The organism is Acidaminobacterium chupaoyuni (assembly GCF_047936785.1).
GTDB classification, from domain to species: Bacteria; Bacillota; Clostridia; order Oscillospirales; family Butyricicoccaceae; genus Acidaminobacterium; species Acidaminobacterium chupaoyuni.
The window spans coordinates 1,042,012-1,064,197 of sequence record NZ_CP176394.1 but is presented as its reverse complement, the minus strand read 5'-3'; the positions used below and the strand labels follow the sequence as shown (position 1 = coordinate 1,064,197).

Annotated in this window: 22 protein-coding genes; 9 read left to right on the top strand and 13 right to left on the bottom strand. The window is 51.1% G+C overall.

Going from position 1 to position 22,186, the window contains the following annotated elements:
• Positions 1 to 126 precede the first annotated feature (126 nt).
• The 5 genes from ACJA3I_RS05040 to ACJA3I_RS05020 form a co-directional block, all read right to left on the bottom strand.
• A complete protein-coding gene (locus tag ACJA3I_RS05040; RefSeq protein ID WP_458863670.1) occupies positions 127 to 2,202 on the bottom strand; it encodes a hypothetical protein in 2,076 nt (691 codons plus the stop codon).
• The gene (locus tag ACJA3I_RS05035; RefSeq protein WP_458863669.1) at positions 2,199 to 4,292 is read right to left on the bottom strand and encodes an efflux RND transporter permease subunit; all 2,094 of its coding nucleotides are present in this window, start codon (positions 4,290 to 4,292) and stop codon (positions 2,199 to 2,201) included. Before ACJA3I_RS05035 ends, ACJA3I_RS05040 begins: the two co-directional genes overlap by 4 nt.
• 101 nt (positions 4,293 to 4,393) lie before the next feature.
• The gene (gene metK, locus ACJA3I_RS05030; RefSeq protein ID WP_458863668.1) at positions 4,394 to 5,518 is read right to left on the bottom strand and encodes a methionine adenosyltransferase; all 1,125 of its coding nucleotides are present in this window, start codon (positions 5,516 to 5,518) and stop codon (positions 4,394 to 4,396) included.
• A 173-nt stretch (positions 5,519 to 5,691) separates the two neighbouring features.
• Positions 5,692 to 6,267, bottom strand: a complete 576-nt coding sequence (locus tag ACJA3I_RS05025) for a TetR/AcrR family transcriptional regulator (protein WP_458863667.1) — start codon at positions 6,265 to 6,267, stop codon at positions 5,692 to 5,694.
• A 134-nt stretch (positions 6,268 to 6,401) separates the two neighbouring features.
• Positions 6,402 to 6,989, bottom strand: a complete 588-nt coding sequence (locus ACJA3I_RS05020; RefSeq protein WP_458863666.1) for an HdeD family acid-resistance protein — start codon at positions 6,987 to 6,989, stop codon at positions 6,402 to 6,404.
• Between the two features lie 164 nt (positions 6,990 to 7,153).
• Between ACJA3I_RS05020 and ACJA3I_RS05015 the strand changes: the two genes are divergently transcribed.
• A complete protein-coding gene (locus ACJA3I_RS05015; RefSeq protein ID WP_458863825.1) occupies positions 7,154 to 7,903 on the top strand; it encodes an AAA family ATPase in 750 nt (249 codons plus the stop codon).
• A complete protein-coding gene (locus tag ACJA3I_RS05010) occupies positions 7,896 to 8,765 on the top strand; it encodes an SPL family radical SAM protein (protein ID WP_458863824.1) in 870 nt (289 codons plus the stop codon). Before ACJA3I_RS05015 ends, ACJA3I_RS05010 begins: the two co-directional genes overlap by 8 nt.
• Positions 8,766 to 8,870: 105 nt before the next feature.
• Here ACJA3I_RS05010 and ACJA3I_RS05005 read toward each other — a convergent pair whose 3' ends face one another.
• The gene (locus ACJA3I_RS05005) at positions 8,871 to 9,419 is read right to left on the bottom strand and encodes a hydrolase (protein ID WP_458863665.1); all 549 of its coding nucleotides are present in this window, start codon (positions 9,417 to 9,419) and stop codon (positions 8,871 to 8,873) included.
• A 281-nt stretch (positions 9,420 to 9,700) separates the two neighbouring features.
• Between ACJA3I_RS05005 and ACJA3I_RS05000 the strand changes: the two genes are divergently transcribed.
• Positions 9,701 to 11,032: an APC family permease gene (locus ACJA3I_RS05000; protein ID WP_458863664.1), complete on the top strand. Its 1,332-nt coding sequence runs from the start codon at positions 9,701 to 9,703 to the stop codon at positions 11,030 to 11,032.
• A gap of 66 nt (positions 11,033 to 11,098) precedes the next feature.
• Here the strand turns inward: ACJA3I_RS05000 and ACJA3I_RS04995 are convergent, their stop codons facing one another.
• Both ACJA3I_RS04995 and lgt read right to left on the bottom strand, forming a co-directional pair.
• Positions 11,099 to 12,037, bottom strand: a complete 939-nt coding sequence (locus ACJA3I_RS04995; protein WP_458863663.1) for an AEC family transporter — start codon at positions 12,035 to 12,037, stop codon at positions 11,099 to 11,101.
• A gap of 32 nt (positions 12,038 to 12,069) precedes the next feature.
• A complete protein-coding gene (gene lgt, locus ACJA3I_RS04990) occupies positions 12,070 to 12,960 on the bottom strand; it encodes a prolipoprotein diacylglyceryl transferase (protein ID WP_458863662.1) in 891 nt (296 codons plus the stop codon).
• 367 nt (positions 12,961 to 13,327) lie between these two features.
• Between lgt and ylxM the strand changes: the two genes are divergently transcribed.
• The 6 genes from ylxM to trmD all read left to right on the top strand — a co-directional run bounded on the left by ylxM (position 13,328) and on the right by trmD (position 16,924).
• A complete protein-coding gene (ylxM, locus tag ACJA3I_RS04985) occupies positions 13,328 to 13,693 on the top strand; it encodes a YlxM family DNA-binding protein (protein WP_458863661.1) in 366 nt (121 codons plus the stop codon).
• Between the two features lie 53 nt (positions 13,694 to 13,746).
• Positions 13,747 to 15,090 carry a signal recognition particle protein gene (ffh, locus tag ACJA3I_RS04980; RefSeq protein WP_458863660.1) on the top strand — a complete coding sequence of 448 codons (1,344 nt, stop codon included), beginning with the start codon at positions 13,747 to 13,749 and terminating at the stop codon, positions 15,088 to 15,090.
• Between the two features lie 59 nt (positions 15,091 to 15,149).
• Positions 15,150 to 15,389 carry a 30S ribosomal protein S16 gene (gene rpsP, locus ACJA3I_RS04975; RefSeq protein WP_458863659.1) on the top strand — a complete coding sequence of 80 codons (240 nt, stop codon included), beginning with the start codon at positions 15,150 to 15,152 and terminating at the stop codon, positions 15,387 to 15,389.
• Positions 15,390 to 15,407: 18 nt separating this feature from the next.
• Complete coding sequence (locus ACJA3I_RS04970; RefSeq protein WP_458863658.1) at positions 15,408 to 15,638, top strand: KH domain-containing protein; 231 nt, start codon at positions 15,408 to 15,410, stop codon at positions 15,636 to 15,638.
• A gap of 64 nt (positions 15,639 to 15,702) precedes the next feature.
• A complete protein-coding gene (rimM, locus tag ACJA3I_RS04965; protein WP_458863657.1) occupies positions 15,703 to 16,206 on the top strand; it encodes a ribosome maturation factor RimM in 504 nt (167 codons plus the stop codon).
• Positions 16,196 to 16,924, top strand: a complete 729-nt coding sequence (trmD, locus tag ACJA3I_RS04960) for a tRNA (guanosine(37)-N1)-methyltransferase TrmD (RefSeq protein WP_458863656.1) — start codon at positions 16,196 to 16,198, stop codon at positions 16,922 to 16,924. The genes rimM and trmD overlap by 11 nt, the downstream gene beginning before the upstream one ends.
• A 441-nt stretch (positions 16,925 to 17,365) precedes the next feature.
• Here trmD and grdD read toward each other — a convergent pair whose 3' ends face one another.
• From grdD to trxB, 5 genes are all read right to left on the bottom strand, one after another.
• On the bottom strand, positions 17,366 to 18,526 hold the full coding sequence (gene grdD / locus ACJA3I_RS04955) for a glycine/sarcosine/betaine reductase complex component C subunit alpha (RefSeq protein WP_458863823.1): 1,161 nt from the start codon (positions 18,524 to 18,526) through the stop codon (positions 17,366 to 17,368).
• A gap of 12 nt (positions 18,527 to 18,538) precedes the next feature.
• Positions 18,539 to 20,080, bottom strand: coding sequence for a glycine/sarcosine/betaine reductase complex component C subunit beta (gene grdC / locus ACJA3I_RS04950; protein ID WP_458863655.1), 1,542 nt, complete (start codon positions 20,078 to 20,080; stop codon positions 18,539 to 18,541).
• 259 nt (positions 20,081 to 20,339) lie between these two features.
• Complete coding sequence (gene grdA / locus ACJA3I_RS04945) at positions 20,340 to 20,813, bottom strand: glycine/sarcosine/betaine reductase complex selenoprotein A (RefSeq protein WP_458863654.1); 474 nt, start codon at positions 20,811 to 20,813, stop codon at positions 20,340 to 20,342.
• A gap of 84 nt (positions 20,814 to 20,897) precedes the next feature.
• A complete protein-coding gene (trxA, locus tag ACJA3I_RS04940) occupies positions 20,898 to 21,215 on the bottom strand; it encodes a thioredoxin TrxA (protein ID WP_458863653.1) in 318 nt (105 codons plus the stop codon).
• Between the two features lie 33 nt (positions 21,216 to 21,248).
• Positions 21,249 to 22,178 carry a thioredoxin-disulfide reductase gene (trxB, locus tag ACJA3I_RS04935; RefSeq protein WP_458863652.1) on the bottom strand — a complete coding sequence of 310 codons (930 nt, stop codon included), beginning with the start codon at positions 22,176 to 22,178 and terminating at the stop codon, positions 21,249 to 21,251.
• Positions 22,179 to 22,186: the final 8 nt, after the last annotated feature.

The following is a 22,186-nucleotide window of genomic DNA, read 5'->3' as shown; positions in this document are numbered from 1 at the left end:
TTCGCGTCTTTAGTATAACACAATTCTTGCCTCTTGGCGAGAAAAGCCTTGGCACATGAACCATAAAAAAAGCCCTCACAAACAGCCTGTGGGGGCCGCTTGTGAGGGAGGCTTTAGCAATATGCCTTATTTATCCTGCTGGGCTTCGATGGAATCGGTGCGATAGATGAATTCCACGCTGCCATCCATGCCATCGGCCACACCGGTGAAGCTTTGATATTCTTCCGAAACATCCACCAGCGCCTTCAGGCGATCGGTCAGGCCCTTCAGATCTCCGTCAAACGCTTTGACAAGCTTCTGGATGCCTTCTTCGTTAAACTTCTTCATGCCGTCGGAAAGCTGCATTGCGCCATCCTTCAGCTGGCCCACGCCGTCTACCAGAGCATTGCTGCCCTGCTGCAGCGCAGCCACGCCGCTGTTGAGTGTGCCGGCGCCTTTTGCCAGAGAAGATGCGCCGCCCGCAAGCTGGCCGACACCCGCGCTGAGTTTTCCGCTGCCTTCATAAGCGGAGGAAACGCCGTTTGTATAGGCGATCAGGCCCTGATAGAACTGGTTATAGCTGTTGAGCTGATTGAGCAGCTGAGAGATCGCGTCTGTTCCGCTGCCCGCCGAAGCCACCGCCGCCTGGATCTGCTGGGTCACTTCCGCGCTCTTCATTTTTTCTTCTACGATGGAATTGATCTGCGCCGCTGTGGCTTCTTTGATTTTCTGCTGGATCTCGCTGCTGTTCATTTTCAAAGCCACCGCCGCTTCGATGGCCGCCTGCTTTTCAGCGGGGATCTTGCCGGCCGCGATGGCCTGTGCGTATTGTTCCGCCGTCATATTGTTGCCCGTTGCCTGCAGCACACCTGTGACGACCTGGGCCTTCACGGCTTCTTTCACTTTTCCTTCGATCGTCGCGCTCTGGGCGGAAACAGCCTGTGTGACCTTTGCCTTGGCGGTATTATAGGCCAGCTGATACACTTTCTGCGCATCCATGGAAGACAGCACATTCTTCAAAACGGTTTGATAATTTTCAATGGTCAGCGCGGGAACCTGAAGGCCCGCCGCCGTCAACTGAGTATTGGCTGTTTTCAGCATGGTGTTGAACACGGTGGCTGCGCCATCGGTCAGCGATTTGTTGTTGCCTGTCAGCGTTTTCAGCCCTGTCTGCAAATCATTCATGCCGCTTTGCAGCTGCTGTGCGCCGCCCGCAAGGGTCACAGCGCCGCTTTCCAGCGCTTTGGAACCTGCGGCCAGCTGATCGATGCCCGAAATGAGCGCATCGGATTTTTCAAGCAAAGTGCTCAGGCCGTCATACAAAGCGGAGGAACCATCCACCAGCTGAAGCGAGGCGCTGCTCAGCTGGCTGAGGGAATCGGAAAGATCGGAAGCATCCGCCACTTTATCGAGGTTCAGCTGATTGAGCAGATCGTTCGTGGCAAAAGTCAGAATGGTATCCAGCGAGAAATCTTCCACCTCCGCTGTGATCTCTACCGTGTTGGGGATATCGATTTTATCTTTCGAAATGCCCAGGCTTTCCTGCAGGCCCGGCATTGCAAAGCCCATCACAATGGTGCGGTTGCCGTCGTTAATGATCTTGCCGTTGGAAACCGCGATGTTTTTGGCGCTGTCGTTTTCAAGCATGGTGCCTGTCACCATGGCGAAAGGAACATAAACTGTCTCTTTGCTGCCGTTCACCATCACCTGGCGGGCTTCATGGTTTTCATATTCGATGGAAATTTTCAATTTGCCGCTTTTGCCGGCCAGTTCTTCGGGCGAAACGGTTTTGCCATCCAGCTGATAAGTCACTTTCATGGTAACCGGCAGATCTTTTTCCGTGGTGCCCTGATAATAAATATCGTTGCCCTTGGCATCCCACACGCGCATGGAATCGCCATCCATGGTGTAGCTTTCATCGCCTTTGACATTGACAATATCTTTCACATCGCCCTTGTCTTTGATGGTCTGCGCCCCTTCGGGGTTTTTCAGCCAATCGCTGACGATGATCTTCTGAGCGGTTCCCTGCGCATCAGAAAGCACATAAACCGTTTCTTTCTTGGTGTTTTTGCCTTCTTCCGAGCGAAGCAGGGTGGCTGAGCTGCTTGTTTTTGCCGCTTGTGCGGTTTCCGCTTTCTGGGCGTGAACCATCATGCCCGTGCCGCCGGCCAAAACAGCCGCGGCCAGAAAAGCGGATACGATTCGATTCATATTACGATTCATTTTGTAAGCGCCTCCGATTTTTTAAATTGATTTTTGAAGCCGATGCTGGTGTTGCAGATCACATGGTCGAAGATCATAAACAGCGCCGGCAAAATAAAGATGACCGAGAACATACTGATGATCGCGCCGCGAGCCATCAAATTACACATTGAGCCGATGATATCGATATCGGAATAAAGACCCACGCCGAAGGTGGCGGCAAAGAAGCCCATGGCGCTGACGATGATCGACGGAATGGAAACCGTAAGCGCTGTGGTGATGGATTCTTTTTTGCCCATGCCGGCCCCGCGTTCCTGTTTATAGCGTGTGGTCATTAAGATCGCGTAATCGACCGTTGCGCCCAGCTGAATGGTGCTGATGCAGATCGGCGCCACAAACGGCAGCGAGGTTCCCATATAATAAGGAATGCCCAAATTGATGAAAATAGCAAATTCGATGACAGCCACCAGAATAAACGGCAGCGTGATGGATTTGAGCACCAGCGCAATGATGAGGAAGATGGCCGCGATGGAAATGGCATCCACCACTTTAAAATCGTGATCGGTGATGGTGATCATATCCTTTGTGCAGGGCGCTTCGCCGATCAGCATGCTTTTTTTATCATAGCTTTTCACGATTTTGTTGATCTCTGTGACCTGCTTGTTGACTTCGTCGCTGGCCACTTTATATTCCGAGCCCACGAGGATCAGTTTCCATTGATCGCTTTCCATCACTTTCTTGATGGAATCGGGCACGATCTCCTGCGGCACTTCCGCGCCCACCAGAGAATCAAGACCAAGGGAGAACCGAACGCCCTTCACCTTTTCGATGTCATTGAGCATCGACCGGGTGTCTTTGGAACTCATGGAAGAATTCGCCAGGATCATGTGCGTGGAAGCCATGTTATATTCGTCTTCCAGTTTGGAATTGGCCACCATATAGGCCATATCCTTCGGCATGGTGTCGCCCAGGTTATAATAGACCTGTGTGTGGCGGTAGCCATAGAAGGCAGGCACCATCACCACAAGGAAGATCACAATGAAGATCCAGCCGTGGCTTGTGACAAACGCCGCGATCTTATCCATCGAAGGCAATAAGGTGCGGTGGCGGGTTTTTTCAATTGCTTTATCAAAAATCAGAATGATGGCCGGCAGCGTGGTGACGCAGCCGATCACGCCGAAGATCACGCCTTTTGCCATAACGATGCCCAAGTCGCTGCCCAAGGTGAAGCTCATAAAGCAAAGGGCAATAAACCCGGCCACGGTGGTGATGGAGCTGCCGATCACCGCGGTGATGGTGTTGGAAATGGCGTGGGCCATCGCTTCGCCGCGGTCATGGCCGAAGCGATCGCGCTGTTCGGAATAGCTGTGCCACAGGAAGATGGAATAATCCATGGTAACGCCCAGCTGAAGCACGGCCGAAAGCGCTTTTGTGATGTAAGAAATCTCTCCCATGAAGAAATTGGTTCCCAGATTCCAAATGATCGCTATGCCGATGCTGGCCAAAAAGAAGAACGGGATCAGCCAGGAATCCATGAAGACCATCATGGCCACGCAGGCCAGCAAAACGGCCAGACCCACATAGATGGGTTCTTCGCGTTCACACAGGGCCTTCAAATCGGTGACCAGCGCGCTCATGCCCGAAATATAACATTGCTTGCCGGCAACGCTGCGCATCTGCGAAATGGTATCCATGGTTTCATCCGCCGAGGTGGAAGTATCGAAGAACACCGCCATCATGGTGGAATCACCCTTGTTGAAAGCGTCATAGTATTTCTGCGGCAGCATCTCTTTTGGGATGGTGATATCCAGCACGCTGTCATACCAGATCACCGATTCCACATGGTCGATTTTTTCGAATTTGGCTTTCAGCTGAGCCACCTGCTTGGGCTCCATGCCTTCTACCATGACCAGTGAAAACGCGCCTTTGTTGAAATCACTCAACAGGATATCCTGCCCTTTTACCGTGTCGATGTTTTTGGGCAAATAGGTCAGCATATCATAATTGATACGCGTATGCAGAATACCGAACACAGACGGAATCAGCAAAAGCACCGCGATGATCAGAATTGTGGCACGGTGCTTCGCCACCCATCTTCCGAAATGAATCATAAACGATTTCCTCCTTTATCTCACCAAATCGGCTTTGCAAAAAGCGTTCCTTTGCAAAACCGATTTTGTTGACTCGATATTTTTTGAAAGCCGCCGCCTGCTTAGAACAGATCGATTTGTTCCCAAGGCATTTCCGCGGCGTTTTCGCCAAAATGGCCATAACACGAAAGTTTTTCATAAATCGGCCTTCTCAGCCCGAACCGCTCTGAAATGGCCGCCGGCCGCAGATCCATCAGTTCTTCCGCGAATTTTTTCAGGCGTTCTTCTTTTGTGGTTTCGGTGTGGAAGCATTCCACATTCAGCGATATGGGATCGGCAAGGCCCATGGCATAGGCAAGGCGGATCTCACAGCGTTTGGCAAGCCCAGCGGCCACAAAATTTTTGGCCAGATAACGCGCCGCGTACGCCGCGCTGCGATGGATCTTGGAAGGATCTTTGCCCGCAAGCGAACCGCTTTGGGGCACCGCGCCGCCATAAGCATCCACCGTTTGCTTTCGGCCCGTCAGCCCCACATGGGCGGCGGGGCCGCCAAGAACGAACCGGCCCGTGGGGTTGATATAGATCTGTGTTTGATCGTCGATCCACTCTTCCCCGATGGTTTTCGAAATGATCTTCTGCGCCAGTTCCGCGCGAAGCTGCTCGGTTTTCATCCATGGCGTGTGCTGTGCCGAAAGGATGATGGCCGCGATGCGCTGGGGGCGGCTGTCTGTATATTCCATGGTGATCTGCGCTCTGCCATCGGGCCTGAGATAGGCTATCTCGCCTTCTCTTCTCGCTTTTTCAAGGCGTCTTGCCAGGCGATGGGCCAGCGTGATGGGCAAAGGCATGAAATCCGCCGTTTCACAGCAGGCATATCCAAAAACCTCTCCCTGATCTCCGGCGCCGCTGCTGAAGGGATCTTTTCTTAAAATGCCCCGCGCGATATCTTCCGATTGTTCGCGTATCTGGGTGGTAACACCGCAGGTCTGGGCATCGAACCCAAGGCCCGGCGTTTCATAGCCCGCCTGGGCGATGGCCCCGCGCGCCACATCCTCATAAGATATCTTTGCGGCCGAGGTGATTTCACCCATGATGGTTACATTGTTTCCGCTCACCGCCGCTTCGCATCCCACATAGGCCTGAGGGTCCTGCTTCAGGGTCTCATCTAAAATTTTTTCGGCGATAAGATCGCAAAGTTTATCGGGCTGCCCCGCAGTAACCGACTCTGCTGTAAAAGTAACCGCCATAGCAACTCCCCCGTGCATGATTGTTTTTGAACTCTTTTTGAATCCTGTTCTATTGTATTGTTCTTTGCTTCCGCCCACCACGGACAAAAAAAGCGCCGTGTATGAAATTCATACACGGCGTTTCTATTGTCTATTTTTTAGGCATCCCGGAGGATTTGTCTGATTTTCGGTTTTTACTGGGGGAGCTGCTCTCTTGGGCCGATGCTGCGTTCCAGGGCGGCGCGGATGCTTCCATCCAGCAAAATGCCCATGCGGTTGATCACATTTGAAACATCATGCTTCATGCCGCTGCCGATCCAATCCAGCGCCATGCCCACCAGCGCGAATTTATAAAATTCGGCGATCACCTTGATATCTTCCGGCGCGGCGTCAAGCCCTTCCGCTTCTTTTTCCACATAGCGCATCATGATGCTGCCCGTCACATCATAAAGATATCTTTCCAGCCGCTCGCGGTTGAGCGAGCCATATAAATGGCGGATGGCCGTTTTGTTTTCGAACACAAACCCGATGGATTGCAGAATGCCTTCCTGCCAGGAATCGAACAGGTTGTTTTCTAAAATGACCTTTTCGGTCTCGGTTCGGAACACTTCATCTAAAAGCGCGTAAATATCTTGAAAGTAATAATAAAAGGTGTTGCGGTTGACGCCGCAGCGATCCACAATATCTTTCACTGTGATTTTATCAAAAGGCATTTCATTGAGCAGCATCACAAAAGATTCGATGATTGCCCGCTTGGTGAACTGCGCCATAATGCAGCCTCCGCTTCTTAAAATTAGTTTCAGTTTATCATAAAAAACGCGGCGGTGCAAGGAAAGGGCTTGCGTTCCATAAAAAAACCGCAAAACAACTTTCGTCGTTTTGCGGTTTCTTCAATCATTTCGTGTTAGAGTTTTTTGCTGTCGGATTCGATAAAGATTGTCTGCCTCGGCATGGTGTTTTTCACAAAGCGCGAAATATAAAACGCCGACCAGATATTCAGCACACCGTCTGTCACCAGCGTGATACCCAGCCAGATCATCAGCGCCGCCGCGCCCTCGAAGGGGTTGCATACCAGCAGGATGCCCAGCAGACAATCCACCATCGCCATCAAGAACAGCAGCCACCATTTTGAAAGCAGCGCCCTTTTGGCATCGAGGGCCGTTTGCAGCTTGAAAACGCCGTCGATCACGATGAAAATGCCCATGACCACGGGCAGCAAAGTCAGCGCTCCGCCCGGATGAAGGATCAGCAGAAGCCCCACCACCGCGTTGAGCAGGCCCAGCGCAAAAGTGGAACTGAGCGGAATGCCGAAAACATCACAGCGGAAATATGCGATGATCTGGGCAACGCCGCCCGCCAAAATCAAAGCGCCCGCCAGATAACAAATCGTCAAAGCCGAAATCTGGGGCCAAATGATCAGGCAAACGCCCAGCACGATGCACAGCACCGAAACCATCAAAAAAGATGCTTTTACTCTTTGAAAGATCTTCATGTTTTTATCCCCTTTCTTCTTTATGTTCAGCATATCACGCCTTTTTATTTTTACTATAGACAACCTCGCCCGTTTGCCTGATTTTTACACACTTCCCCTTTTTTGTCATATAAAACAGAACGCTTGTTCTTTTTCTTGTGGTATGGTATGATGAAAAAGAGGTGATGGTGTTGGAAAATAACTTTATCCGCTCGATCCGCATCGACAGCGTCAAAATAACAGAGCCTTATCTTCGCGCCTTGCCCGCCATTGGCGCGATCATCCGTCAGGGCGGGCTGGCGTTTCATCGGCCGGTCACTTTTCTGGTGGGCGAAAACGGTTCGGGCAAATCCACCCTTTTAGAAGCGATCGCGGTCGCCGCGGGCTTCAACGCCGAAGGCGGCACGCGGAATTTCAATTTTTCCACCCGGGCGACCCATTCTCAGCTTTATGAAGCCCTGTCAACGGTAAGAGGGCGCTATCCGAAAGACGGCTTTTTTCTGCGCGCCGAAAGCTTTTATAATGTGGCCAGCAATATTGATGAGCTGGATCTGCGGGGCAGCTATGGCGGCCTTTCTCTGCATGAGCAATCTCACGGCGAAAGCTTTTTGGCCTTGATCCGGAACCGTTTCAGCGGCAGCGGCCTTTACCTTTTGGATGAACCCGAGGCCGCGCTTTCCGTCAGCCGGCTGATGACCCTGCTGGTAGAAATGCAGCGCCTGGTAAACAGCGCCTCTCAGCTGATCGTTGCCACCCATTCCCCTATTCTTCTGGCCTATCCCCAAGCCGAGATCCTGGAGCTTTCCTCCCGGGGCATCCATCCCGTGGAATACCGCCAGACCGAGCCTTATCGTTTAACGCACACTTTTTTGGAAAACCCCGAGCGGATGCTCCATTATCTTTTAGAAGAACAGGAGGGCGTCGATGATGCATGACGCAGTGGTCAAAGGCATTCTTTCGGCCACGGGCGGCATGAATCTTTACCGCGGCTGCACCCATGGCTGCATATACTGCGATTCCCGAAGCACCTGTTATCAAATGAAGCATCGTTTTGAAGATATCGAAATCAAGCGCAACGCACCCCAGCTGCTGGAACAGACCCTGCGCCGCAAACGAAACCGCTGCGTGATCGCCACCGGTTCCATGTGCGACCCCTATCTGCCGCTGGAAGCCACCGAATGCCTGACCCGCCGCTGCCTTGAGATCATTGAAGAATATGGTTTCGGCCTTTCGATTTTGACAAAATCAGATCTTCTTTTGCGCGATCTGCCGCTTTTGCAAAAGATCGATCAAAAAGCTAAAACCGTGGTCTGCACCACCCTGACCACCTATGATGAAACGCTTTGCGGTCTGATCGAACCCAATGTCTGTTCCACCGCTTCCCGCGCGGCCATGCTGAAAACCGTGGCGGAAACCGGCATCGACACCGCTGTCTGGCTTTGCCCTATTTTGCCTTTCATCAATGATTCCGAAGAAAATCTGCGGGGCATTCTTTCCGATTGCTTCAAGGCAAAAGTCAAAGCCATCGTCACTTTCGGCATGGGCGTCACCCTGCGCGATGGCAGCCGTCAATATTTTTATCAGAAATTAGAAGAGCATTTCCCCGGCATGAAGGAACGCTATCTCCGCGCTTTCGGCAACCGTTATGAATGCCCAAGCCCTCACGCGGCGCGGCTGATGGAAATTTTCGAGCGGGAATGCCGCGCCCATCAGGTGATCTATCGCCCGCAGGAAGCGCTCGCTTATTTAAAGCGCTATGAAGATCACCGCGCCGAACCCCAGCTGAGCCTGTTTTGAGTTCCTTTGCTCTTTGGGTGAAAAAAGCCTGTCTCCGCTTCAAAACGGAAACAGGCTTTGGGATGACATTTCCTTCCGGCCGCTTCAAATACGGCGGAGCTTTTCTTAATTTCTGGGGTCTTCGCGCATGGCCAAAATGGTTTTTTCGATCAGTTCGTCCAGGCTCCACCCCAGCATTTCTGCGCCCTGGGTGATCACATCGCGCGAACAGCCCGCGGCGAACTTTTTATCCTTAAACTTCTTTTTAGCCGAAGAAAGTTCCAGATCACTGACGCTCTTCGAGGGGCGCATCCGCGCCGCCGCGCCCAAAAGCCCTGTCAGTTCATCCACCGCGAAAAGAACCTTTTCCATTTCATGCTCGGGCTTCACATCGCAGCAAAGGCCATAGCCATGGCTGGCCGTGGCATGGATCAGGCGTTCTTCCAGCCCATGCTCACGCATGATCTGCTGGCTTTTCACACAATGTTCCTGCGGATACTGTTCAAAATCAAGATCATGCAGCAGACCCACCATGCCCCAGAATTCCACTTCATCGCCATACCCCAGATCTTTGGCGAAATAGCGCATGGCGCCTTCCACCACTTCGGCGTGGCGCAAATGAAATTCTTCGTGGTTATATTGGTTGAGCAGCTGCCAGGCTTCTTCTCTTGTCATGTTTTATTCCCGCTCCCTTTCGCTTTCGCTTTTGTTTTTATGGTAGCACAGTCTGTTTTTCCTGACAAGCATTTTTCAATTCTCCGGCGCTTTTGCGCAAAGCCCGCGGAACACAGCGTTTATGCAAGATCGTTACTTTTTTATCTTGTAGGATTTCTATTGACATCACCGCTTTAATCTGCTACCATTTTCTTACTAAATCATGGTGCGTAGGGGGGAGTTTCGTCAAAATTTGCCACAGCGTTCGCCACTCTGTTAGATAGAAAGAGAGAGGATTCTAAATGAAACCTGCAAAAGAAAAGTATGGCCTTTTTACAGCTATCACGATGATCATCGGCATCTGCATCGGCTCCGGCATTTTCTTCAAAAGCGATAACATTTTGAAAGCTACTGGCGGAAGCATCTCTTTAGGCGTGTTGGTTTTTGTTTTGGCGGCTGTGGCCATCGTTTTCGGCGGCCTCACACTCAGCGAACTTGCTTCGCGCACAGATGAACCCGGCGGCATCATCACTTATGCCGACCAGTTCTGCGGCAAAAAAACCGCCTGTGCTTTCGGCTGGTTCCAGACTTTTATTTACTATCCCACCATCACCGCGGTGGTTTCCTGGGTGGTGGGCATCTACACCTGCATTTTGTTCAACATCAAAGGCTCTCTGGGGCTTCAGATCCTCATCGGCATGGTTTTCTGCACCTTATGCTTCTTATATAATGTGCTCTCGCCGAAGCTGGGCGCGGTGATGCAGAACGCTGCCACCATCATCAAGCTGATCCCCCTGGTTCTGCTGGCGGTGGGCGGCATCATCTGGGGCGACCCCATCGCGGGCCTGAAAAACGCTTCTACCAGCGCGGTGGCTGGCGCCACTTGGCTTGCCGCCATCGGCCCCATTGCCTATTCTTATGATGGCTGGGTCGTTTCCACCTCGATTTCTCATGAAGTGAAAAACGCCAAACGCAACCTGCCTTTGGCGCTGACCATCGCCCCCCTGCTGATCCTTGTGATCTATGTTACATATTTTATCGGCGTGACCAGCTATGTGGGCCCCGAACAGGTCATGGCGCTGGAAGATGCCCATGTGGCCGTTGCGGCAGAAAACCTTCTGGGTTCCTTCTTCGCAAAAGCCATCACCGTGTTTGTGATCATCTCTGTGATGGGCACCGTCAACGGTTTGGTTCTTGGCTTTATCCGCCTGCCCTATTCTCTGGCGCTGCGCAAAGGCATGATGCCCGGTTCCGAAAAGCTTTCCAAGCTCCATGAAAAATGGGGAACTCCCGTGGCTTCCGCCATTTTCGCCTATGCGATCTCCTTCTTCTGGATGGCGATCCATTATGTGACCATGCGCTTTAATCTTCTGCCCAACAGCGATGTTTCCGAAATTTCCATCGCCATCAGCTATCTGCTTTATCTGGTGTTATATTCCCGCGTGATCAAGCTGTGGAAATCGGGCGAAATCAAAAGCAAGATGCGCGGCCTGATCTGCCCCATTATGGCGATGATCGGTTCGCTGATCATTCTTTCCGGCGGCCTTCAGAATTCGCTGTTTATCCTTTATTTGGCGCTGTGCGCCGTGGTGGTTTGGATTTCTTCCATCTACTATAAAAAGCACGCCGCATAATTCAGAGTTACAAAGAAAAGCCGAAACAGGAAATTCCTGTTTCGGCTTTTTTCATGTTCATTCCGGTTAAATCAGCCCCGATTGCTTCAGCCCAAAAACGATGAAGAACATGGTGACCACCGATAAAAGAGTGGTATAAGCCACCGCCTGCCCCGCAAGCTCGCTGTCGGCCCCCTGCTGCTGCGCCATGATGAAAGAAGAAACGGCGATGGGCGCGCCCAGCATGGTGGCAAGCGCCATCAGTTCCACCCCGCGGAACCCCATAGCGATCACAATGGGCAAAAAAATCAGCGGGCAAAGGATCAGGCGGCCCACCACGATGATCACCAGCTGCTTGATGCAGTGTCTGGTATCTTCGAATTTGAAGAACCCGCCCAGGCTCATCAGCCCTAACGGCGTAGCCACTTTGCCGAAATCCACAAAAACCTTATTAATGGCTTCGGGGATGGTGATGCCGCTGAACAGCGCGGCGACCCCCAGCAAAGAAGCAATGATCAGCGGATTTTTGGCAATGCCTTTGGCAATTTTCTTTTTATCCACAGCGCCGTGACTGAAAGCCTCCAGCGCGGCAACACTCAATACATTAAACATCGGGATGACGAATGCCGAGGTGATGGAAACAACGCCGATGCCCTTATCGCCAAAAACGCCTGCCACGATGGGCATTCCGAAAATGATATAGTTGCTTCTGAAAATGCCCTGCACGATGACGCCGCGTTTTTTTCCGTCTTTTTCGATCAGCGGAACAATGAGGCAAAGCGCCACAAACAGCACCAGCACAATGACCACCGCGGTGATAATCACCTTGGGGTTCAGCAGCGATTCCACATCGGATGAATAAATGTTTTCGAACAGCAGCATTGGCAGAAACACCTTAAACACGAGGCTGTTCAATTTTTGCAGCAGCGGCTCATCCACCATGCCTCTTCGGCGCAAAAAATAGCCCACCGCCATGGTTAGGAACAGGGGCAGCACGACCCGAAAGGCCAACAGCAAATTTTCCATTTTTCATCCACTCACTCTCTATTTTCTCTTTTTTATTCTTCGCTCGGCTGGTTTTCATCGGCTTCCTGCGTTTTTTTACAGGGCGTCAAATCGAAAATTTTGCTTCCGCGATATTTTTTGGTGGAATACAGAATAATGAGAAAAATCGCCGCCACCGCAAAGATGGCAAAACTCAGCACCTGCGATACGCGAAGCTGCGTATTCAAAATATAAAGGCTGTCTGTGCGCAGGCCCTCGATCCAGGCACGGCCCAGCCCATACCACACGCCATACCAGGCGAAGATCTCGCCTTTGAACTTTCTGCGGCGGGAATAGAAATGCAAAACAAGGAAGCCCGCCAGGTTCCACAGTGATTCATAAAGAAAAGTAGGATGAACAGCGGTTCCCGCTTTGGTCATTTCCTGTGAGATCACCATGCCCCAGGGCAAAGAAGTGGCGGTGCCGAAGGCTTCGCCGTTGACGAAGTTGCCCCAGCGGCCGATGATCTGGCCGATCATCAGCCCCAGCGCGGCAAGATCCAAAAAATTTAAGGTGTCAAATGTGCGTTTCTTGCTGCGGCCAAAGAAATAAATCACCAGAACGCCCACGATCACGCCGCCATAAATGGCAAGGCCGCCTTCCCAAATGCGGGGGATCTCGCTTAAATGGGTCTTATAATAGCCCCATTGGTGAAACACATAATAAAACCGCGCGCCCAAAATCGAGCACGGCAGCAGCCAGAGCAGCAGATCCACCAGAGTATCCGAATCTGTGCCGAATTGTTTTGCGCGCTTCATTAAATAAAGCGCGCCGAGAATGAACCCCAGCGTCAAAATCACCCCATACCAGCGGATTTGCAGCGGTCCCAAAGAAACCGCCGTGCGGTTGAAGGTGAAAACATGGTCTGATAATTTCGGAAAAGAAACATAATGATATTGTGACATAAAATAAATCCTGCTTCTTTAAGATTTTACCGGCTTTCCGATATTTTTTAGCATATCACATCACCTTTGATTATTCAAGGGAACTCCCCCGCGGCTTTTTTGCCGTGCGGTCTAATGTTTACCTGTTTTTACCTGTTTGCTTGATTTTTAAAAGCCTGTTTTTTCTTTTTTCTTCGCTATTTTCGAGCTTTTTGAGAAGATTTTTAATTTTGTAAAGCTTTTAGGCTTTACAAATTGCATCAATCCTGTGAATTTCGCAAATTTTCACAGACTTTTTCGCAAATATGCCTTGACAAAGCCGCATATTTCTTGTAAAATACCCCTTGTTGTAAAGGCACGACCCTTTACATTGAGAGGAGGTCAGAGAATGAAAAGCGATACTTTTCACATGTCGATGCTGTTTGATTTTTACGGTGAACTGCTGACGGAAAAACAAAAAGAGCTTTTTGATCTCTATTATAATGAAGACCTCTCACTGACCGAAATTTCAGAAATCGCCGGGATCACCCGTCAGGGTGTTCGAGATGCCATTGTGCGCGCCGAAACCATTCTGCGCGAAACGGAAGACCGTGTGTGCCTTGTGCGCCGCTATGCCGGCATTCAGGCCGAGATCGAAAAGATCACACAATCCGCTTCGATGATCGCCATGGCCAATTCCACCGGCCCACGCAATTATGAAATTGCAAAACAAGTCGATCAAATCATCCAAATCGCAGGGAAGCTTTCAGAATAGTTCCCCGCTTCGCATTGGCGGCATCAGGCCGCACCGCTTTTACGGAGGTTTTTATGCCTTTTGAAGGATTAAGCGAAAAACTGAACGGTGTTTTTCAAAAACTGCGTTCCCGCGGCAGGCTGACAGAAACAGATGTGCGCGCGGCAATGCGCGAAATTCGCATGGCGCTTTTAGAAGCGGATGTCAATTTTAAAGTTGCAAAAGATTTTATCAACCGTGTTACCGAGCGTGCGGTGGGCACCGAGATTTTGGAAAGCCTGACCCCCGCGCAGCAAGTGATCAAAATTGTTAACGAAGAACTGACAGCCTTGATGGGCGGTTCTCAAAGCCGCATCCAGATGGCTTCCAGCCCCCCCACTGTGGTGATGTTTGTGGGCCTTCAGGGCGCCGGCAAAACCACCAACTGCGCAAAATTGGCCGGTTATTATAAAAAGCGCGAAAACAAGCGCCCCCTGCTCTGCGCCTGTGATGTCTATCGCCCCGCCGCCATCGATCAATTGAAAGTGGTGGGCGGCCAGCTGGATATCCCGGTATTCGAACAAGGCCAGGGCGACCCGGTGGAAATTGCCAAAGCGGCCTATCAATATGCCAAACAGCATGGCAACGATCTTTTGCTGATCGATACCGCCGGCCGTCTGCATATCGATGAAGCGCTGATGGATGAGCTCAAGCGCTTGAAAGCCGAGCTGAAACCCAATGAGATCATGCTGGTAGTGGACGCCATGACAGGCCAAGATGCCGTCAACGCGGCTTCCGCTTTTAACGATGCTCTGGGCATCGATTCCGTTTTGATTTCCAAGTTAGATGGCGATGCCCGCGGCGGCGCGGCCCTTTCCGTTCGCGCAGTGACCGGCAAACCCATCAAATTCTGCGGCACAGGCGAAAAGCTTGATGCCATTGAACCCTTCCATCCTGATCGCATGGCTTCCCGCCTGCTGGGGATGGGCGATGTCATGAGTCTGATCGAAAAAGCCCAGCAGAACTTTGACGAAAAGAAAGCGCAGGAACTTGAAAAAAAGATGCGCTCGGGCAAACTGACTCTGACAGATTTTTACGATCAGCTTAACCAGATGAAAGACATGGGCAGCATGTCGGATATCATGGGGATGCTCCCCGGGAACATGGGCGGAAAAGCCCTCAGCGGCATGCAGGTCGATGAAAAAGTTCTGGGGCGCACAAAAGCGCTGATCCAATCTATGACCCCTTATGAACGGGATAACCCGGATGTTTTAAATTATTCCCGCAAAAAGCGCATCGCCGCAGGCAGTGGCCAGAAGGTGGAAGACCTCAACCGTCTTTTAAAACAGTTCGAAGCCACCCAGCTGATGATGAAACAGCTTGCCGGCAGCGGCAAGAAAAAAATGAGGGGCCTGAAAGGCTTTAAAATGCCTTTTTAAACCGCTTGCAAATGTTTATTTGTAAAGAGAAACAGATATGAATTACGGAGGTGAAAATAATGGTTAAGATCAGACTGAGAAGAATGGGCGCTAAAAAAGCTCCTTTCTATCGTATCGTGGTAGCGGATTCCCGTTATCCCAGAGATGGCAGATTTATTGAAGAAATCGGCCTGTATAATCCTCTGGTAACTCCCGTTGAGATCAAAGTTGACGCGGAGCGTGCTCAGCAGTGGATCAAGAACGGCGCTCAGCCCACAGACACTGTCCGCGCTCTTCTGAAAAAAGCCGGCGCTCTTTAATCGAAAGGACGTGCCACGATGAAAGAACTTCTTTCTTATATCGCCGAACACCTTGTTGATGATCCCGAAGCAGTTTCTGTGGAAGCCATCGTCAACGGCGATACCATGACACTTCAGCTGCGTGTGGCGCAGGCAGACATGGGCAAGGTGATCGGCAGACAGGGCCGCATTGCAAAAGAGATTCGAACTCTGATCAAAGCTGCCGGTTTGCGCGAAAATATGCGCACTTCAGTTGATATTCTCGATTGAGGCGTTGAAAGCGCGGCGGTCTTTCCGCCGTGCTTTTTGTTTGAAAATGAAAGGAGTGGCAGCTATGCCCGAACTTCTGGAATGTGGGCGCATCATCAACACCCATGGCGTCCGTGGAGAATTAAAAATCGACCCCTGGTGCGATGGCCCCGAGTTCTTTGAAGAAATTCCCGCTTTATATATCGAGGGCACCGCCTATCCCCTTTTGCAAAGCCGCCCTCACAAGCAGTTCCTTCTGGTGAAATTAGAGGGTGTGACCACCTTGGAACAGGCCGAAGCGCTGAAAAACAAACTTGTCTTCTTTGATAAAGAACAGGTTTCTCTGCCCGAAGACGAATATTATATTGCAGATATTTTAGGGTTTGAGGTGTTTGACAACCGCACACAAGCTGTGCTGGGCGTTTTGAAAGATTTTCAGGAGATGCCCTCTTCTGATCTTTATGTGATCCAAGGCGAAAACAATGAAATTCTGATCCCCGCGGTGGATGAATTTATGGATCATATCGATTTTGAAAGCCGCCGGATCTTTTTAAATACCATTCAAGGAATGTTGCCCCATGAAGATTGATATTTTGACCTTGTTCCCCGAAATGATCGAACACGCCATGGCCCAAAGCATCATCGGCCGCGGGCAGGAAGCGGGGCTCATCGAAATTCACGCCCATAATATCCGCGATTATTCTTCGGATAAGCATCGCCGCACGGATGATTACCCTTATGGCGGCGGGATGGGCATGGTGATGCAGTGCGACCCGCTTTATCGCTGCTGGAACGAAGTTTGCGGCGGTGAAAAAGTGCACACCATTTTAATGGCGCCGCAAGGCAAAACCTTCACCCAGCAAACGGCGCGAACCTTGCTGCAGCGCGAGCGCTTTATCATTGTCTGCGGCCATTATGAAGGCATTGACCAGCGCTTCATCGATGAATGCGTCGATGAAGAAATCTCCATCGGCGATTTTGTTTTGACCGGAGGCGAGCTGGCCTCTATGGTCATCGCCGACGCCGTTTGCCGCATGGTTCCCGGCGTATTGGCGGATGACGCCTGTTTTACCGAAGAAAGCCACTATGCGGGGGTTTTGGAATATCCCCAATATACGCGGCCCGAGGTGTGGCACGATCGCCCTGTGCCCGAAATTTTGCTTTCGGGCCATCACGCGAATATCGCCAAGTGGCGCCGGCTGCAATCGTTGCTGCGCACCCGCAATCGCAGGCCCGATCTTTTCGCTCGGCTTCAGCTGGATAAAACCGACCGCAAGCTTTTAGAAGAAGCCGAAGACGAAGAATAGTTTTTTATGAATTCAGGCACAAATCAAAACTTAATCATCAAAACAAGGCAGGCATTTTTTATGCCTGCTTTGTTTTTGTATCTTCACAAAAACACCCATTGTGCTGCTGCCCCCCAATGAAACGAAAAAATGAGCGGCAGCACACAAAAAATATTTAAAATATGCCTGCAATATACCTGTGCTCATGCCGTCACCGATTAATACGCCGGTTTGAACGCTGCCAAAGCGATTTTTACAAAAAACTTTTCGGCCGCGCCGTCACCGCGCATAGGCTCTTGTTTTGTGCGTGGGAGCCTCGTTTTTTTGCCCGAATTTCTCTTTTGCTCAGAGCGCCATTTTATTTTTTCTCAGTTTTTTCTGCGTTGGGAAGCGCGGACGCAAAAACAGGGTATGCCGCATTTTTGCGGCATACCCTGTTTTATTTTGTTAAAAAGCGCTCAATTACTGAACATATCCTGCTTTTTTCAGGATCTCAACCGATTTTTCAAAGTTGGCTTCAGAAATCAGAACGATAGGCCCTGTGCAGCCCATGCCGCTTTCGGCATAGATCTTTTCTTTCCACAAGGCGGAAACCGCATCATCCAGATCCATAACTTCGATGCCGGCAATGGCAGCGGTAACGATTTCCTTCGGAGGTGCAACCACTTCTTCAGCGGGAGCAGCGCTCTTGTTGGCCGCGGCCTTGCGGTCGGCCAGGATCTTATCCAGACCGGCCTTCTTCGCCGCAGCAAATTCCTTGGCTGCGACTTCAAAGACCTTGCCGTTTACCAGCTCTGATGCATATTTCAGCGCGCCGGCAACCAGAGGTGCGCCGGAAGCACGGGAAACGATCATGACCAGTTTGTCATAGCCTTCGCCGATGCCGGGGCCATAGCCAAAGCCGGTGGATTCAAAGGAACCGCCGGTGGTTGCGGCAGACAGCATTTTCACCAGGATATTGCCTGTCAGCGAATCGGTGACCATGATATCGGGCGAACCCTTCAGCACATCGTTGCCGCGCATCACGCAGCCGCCATCCGCACGGGAAGATTCGGCAAATTTGATGGGATAACCGTTTTCTGCCAGTGTTTTCAGTGCTGCTTCGGTCTGGCGGGCGCCATCGACATTCAGAATGCCCACGGTGGGTTCGGCAATGCCGCAGGCTTTCGCCGCGATGATGCCATAAATGGCATTCTTGATCATGCCTTCAATGCGGTCGGTGGAAGATGTGCCCGTGGTGTTGGCAATGAACATTTCTTTGCCGGTAGCAGGGGTCACAACACGGCCAACGGTGGAAACACCGATGGGGAACGGATAGTGCATGGTAACTGCCGCGTCAACTTCTTTGTTGTTGAGCAGCTCTTCCATCTTCTTGTGGCCGGCTTCTTCGTCGGGAACCTTAACGGTGTTGACACCTTCGTGTTCCAGTGTGCCGATGTAATAAACATCCACACCGGCTTTTGCAGCCATCACAGCCGCAGCCATTGCATTTTCTTCACCATGTTCACTGCCCATGCCGGTCAGCGCAACCTTGGCGCGTTTGCCAAAGCTGCCTGTTTCCAGGCCATTTGCAATATCCATGAATGTATTTGCAATGGTCTTTTCAATAAAGTTTTTCGCCATCATCTGCACCCCTTATTCTGCGTCTTCAGACATCAGGTTTTCAGCAAATTCCTTCATAGCCTTTGCGATCAAGTTTTTGATCTGGTCTTCGGAAACGGAGGATTGCTCCTGAGCGCCGGAATTCTTTTGAATGATGAAAGACACACCGTCAAACAGGTTTGTCATTCTGCCCAAGAACAGGCTGCCCTTGCCGATGATCATTGCATTGTTGATCTTGCCGGCCAGAATGTCTTCACGAGCAAAGCCGATATAAGGAACGCCGGAGGGAATGTGGCCCTGTGTGGGAGCCCAGCCAACCAGACCATGCTTTGCGGGGAAAGCGGCCAGATCGGTTTTCGCCATGTCGCCGTTCTTAACAGCCAGAGCGCCGATCATCTTATAGTTCGCCAGAGGCACATCGCCTGCGCCGGCGGGCTTTGTGATATCGGGGTTCTGCATTTCGGGGGAATATTTATCGATATCGGTGATCTTCAGGCCGCCCTTTGCCAAAGGCGCCGCAACCAGCGAGCCGATAACATTCTGAGGTGCGGAACCTGTGCCGACCATATGTCTGCCCAGCATATCCATGTTGATTTCGGGGTTCACACCGTCGTTGGCGGTAACGATCACAGCAAAGCCGCCCAGAACATCTTCAATGGCGGGCAGGCCCTTCTTCACATGGTCTTTGCCGTTCATGCCCAGCTTGGCTGTGCAGCCGCCGGCTGTAACCATAACAGTTTTATAAGCGCCCGAAGCAACCAGTGCAGCAGCTTCGATCATCGCATGGGAAGGAGCAGCACAGAAGCCGCGCAGGTCGGAACCGGAAGCGCTGTTCAGGCCGGCAATTTCAGCAGCAGCCTTTGCAAAGTTGCCGCCGCCGCGCTGGTTCATATCGCCGCAAGCTTCTTCTGCGCAGTCGATGACATATTCGATTTCGTCTTTTTCAACGCCGGAAGCTTTCACTGCATGCAGGATAGCCAGAACGCTGGAAGCCTTGCAAACAATGTTTTCAAGCATGACATGGGCGTTCAGGTTTACATCCACATCATGGGCTCTCTTTACGCAGCCAACGAGAACATTGTTGTGATAAAGGGGCTCGGAATGTTCTTTTTCCACCAGATCGGCCACAACAGAAGCGTCGACGCCTTCTTTGATGCGGGCCATGATCTCTTCTGTGATTACGGGGTCGGAAGCCAGTTGTTCTTTATGTGCCGCGACGAATGCTTTGTCCATTTCGATCAGATCGAACACATCGCAAGCCTGCATCAGCAGCAGGAATTCTTCCTGAGGCATGATTTCGCCGAACTGGCCATAACGCTGAGCGTTTTCCATGTTCTTGCCAACCCAGGGCTGTTCCACTGCGGCCAGCTCATCGGGGGTCATGTTGCCGATGTAGGTCTGGTTGGGCATATAAGCCACAACATCTTCATAAGAACGCAGATGGTTGGGAAGTTCTTTCAGATATTCGGATTCGGGGTTGACAATCATTTCGGTTGTCTGGGTGGTGCCGTTGTGCAGCACCATATCGGGGGTATGAACCAGGATATAGCCTGCGCCTTTGATAACACTGTTCATTTTTGTTCACTGCCTCTCTTAAATTTAGAGTTTTATTCTTATTAAACCGGCGCGGCGCCGGTGAAAATAACTTTGGTTGGCCGGAGGAAATCGTTTTCACGCCCGAGAACCGGGGCGGAACCAACCGTCCGGCTCTGAGATCTTCATCTTATCATGAACGGCAGCTTGTTTTCTGCCGGTTATGTTCCGTCTCGGGCTTTTTGCTTCTGCAAAAAGAAAAGGTGATGTGGTGACTTATCACCACATCACCCACATTTCTTTAGAGATATTTGCAGTACTGATCTCTGATGCTCTTCATCTCGGCAGCGATTTCATCGATGTCGAGGACCATTTCCATCATGCTGATCTGATCTTCATAAACACCAGCATCAAATTCAGCCTTAACTTCAGGTTCGCAAGCGTGATAAACTGTGAGTCCCAACGAGACTCCTGTCAACGGGCCGGCAAAAGTAGGATCGCCTGCAGTTACAGTTTCTGCAGCCAGGCCAGAGGCCTCAGCTTCGGAAGCACCCAAAAGAACAACGATGTTCTCGGGGCCGTACTGTTCTGCGAAATCCTTAACTCTTTTCTGATTTTCCAGGTCCATTGCACCAGCGGCGGTTCAGACGAAGCACTCCGTAGAGGAGAAAACTACTTCTGCGCCGGCGGTCTTCGCGCATTCTTCAATCGCGGGACCGGGGATGCCATCTCTGTCGCCGATGATAATGACTTTTTTACCATTAAGCAAACTCATGACATATTCCTCCTTCGTTTAATTTTATTTGTCAACCGATCCCGGCTGATGCCGGGATCGGCAGAACACAAGTTAGAAATGCACTTAGATGTGCTTTTTGATCATTGCTTCGATCGTTTCCTGTGTGCAGTCTTCTTTGATCAAAGAATCGATCTGAGCGCCGTTTTCATAGATCGCCATAACGGGCAGGCCCATAACTTTCTGTGCGATTGCCAGTCTTCTTGCCTTTGTGGTGTTCAGTGCGCAAAACTTCAGCTTGTCGCCGTAGGTTTCAGCATACTGATGTACGAAGGGCATCAGAGCGGCGCAGGGCACGCAGCCATCGCCATAGAAGTCAACGAAAACTTTGCCTTCTGCTTTCAGCACTTCTTCTTCGAAGTTTTCTTTTGTCAATTCGATCATGGGAATATCCTCCTTAAAAGATTTGTAATTGAATTAGCCCAGATATTTTTCACACTGCACAGCGGCAATCGCGCCGTCTGCTGCTGCGGTAACTACCTGGCGCAGGCTCTTCACACGAATATCGCCGGCGGCATAAACGCCGGGGATGTTTGTGCGCATATCTTCATCGGTGATGATATAGCCATGCTCCATGTTCACTTTGCCTTCGAAGACCTTAGACTGGGGATCATAGCCGATAAATACGAACACGCCAAATGTGCCGTCTTCGGGATCTGCTTCGATTTCCTTCACTTCGCCGGTCTTCAGGTTTCTGACGACCATGCTTGTCAGGATATCTTCGCCCTTCAGCTCATCAATGACGGTATCCCACATAAACGCCATCTTGGGGTTGGCAAACGCCTTCTCCTGGATGGATTTAGCCGCTCTCAGTTCGCCGCGGCGGTGGATCAAAGTGACCTTTCTGCCGAACTTCGTGAGATACATGGCTTCTTCAACTGCGCTGTCGCCGCCGCCGACAACATAAATTTCGAAATCTTCGAAGAAGTTGCCGTCGCAGGTTGCGCAATAGGAAACACCCTTACCGGTAAGCTCTTTTTCACCGGGGCAGCCGATGGGCTTCGGCGAAGCACCTGTGGCAATGATCACTGTCTTGCCCTGATAGGTGTCTTTGTTGCCCTTCAGCACTTTCACATCGCCTTCCAGCTGAACATCGACAATAGTATCGAACACTTTTTCAGCGCCGAAGTGGTTGGCCTGATCCACCATCTTTTTGATCAAAGAGGGGCCGGATTCGCCTTCTACTGCGCCGGGATAGTTTTCGATTTCATCGGTGATCACGATCTGGCCGCCGTCTTTGATTTTCTCAATGACAAGCGTGCTCAGGCGAGCTCTGCCGGCATAGAGAGCCGCTGCAAGACCTGCAGGGCCGGCGCCGACGATGATGACATCATAAATCTTGCTCATTTCAAAGT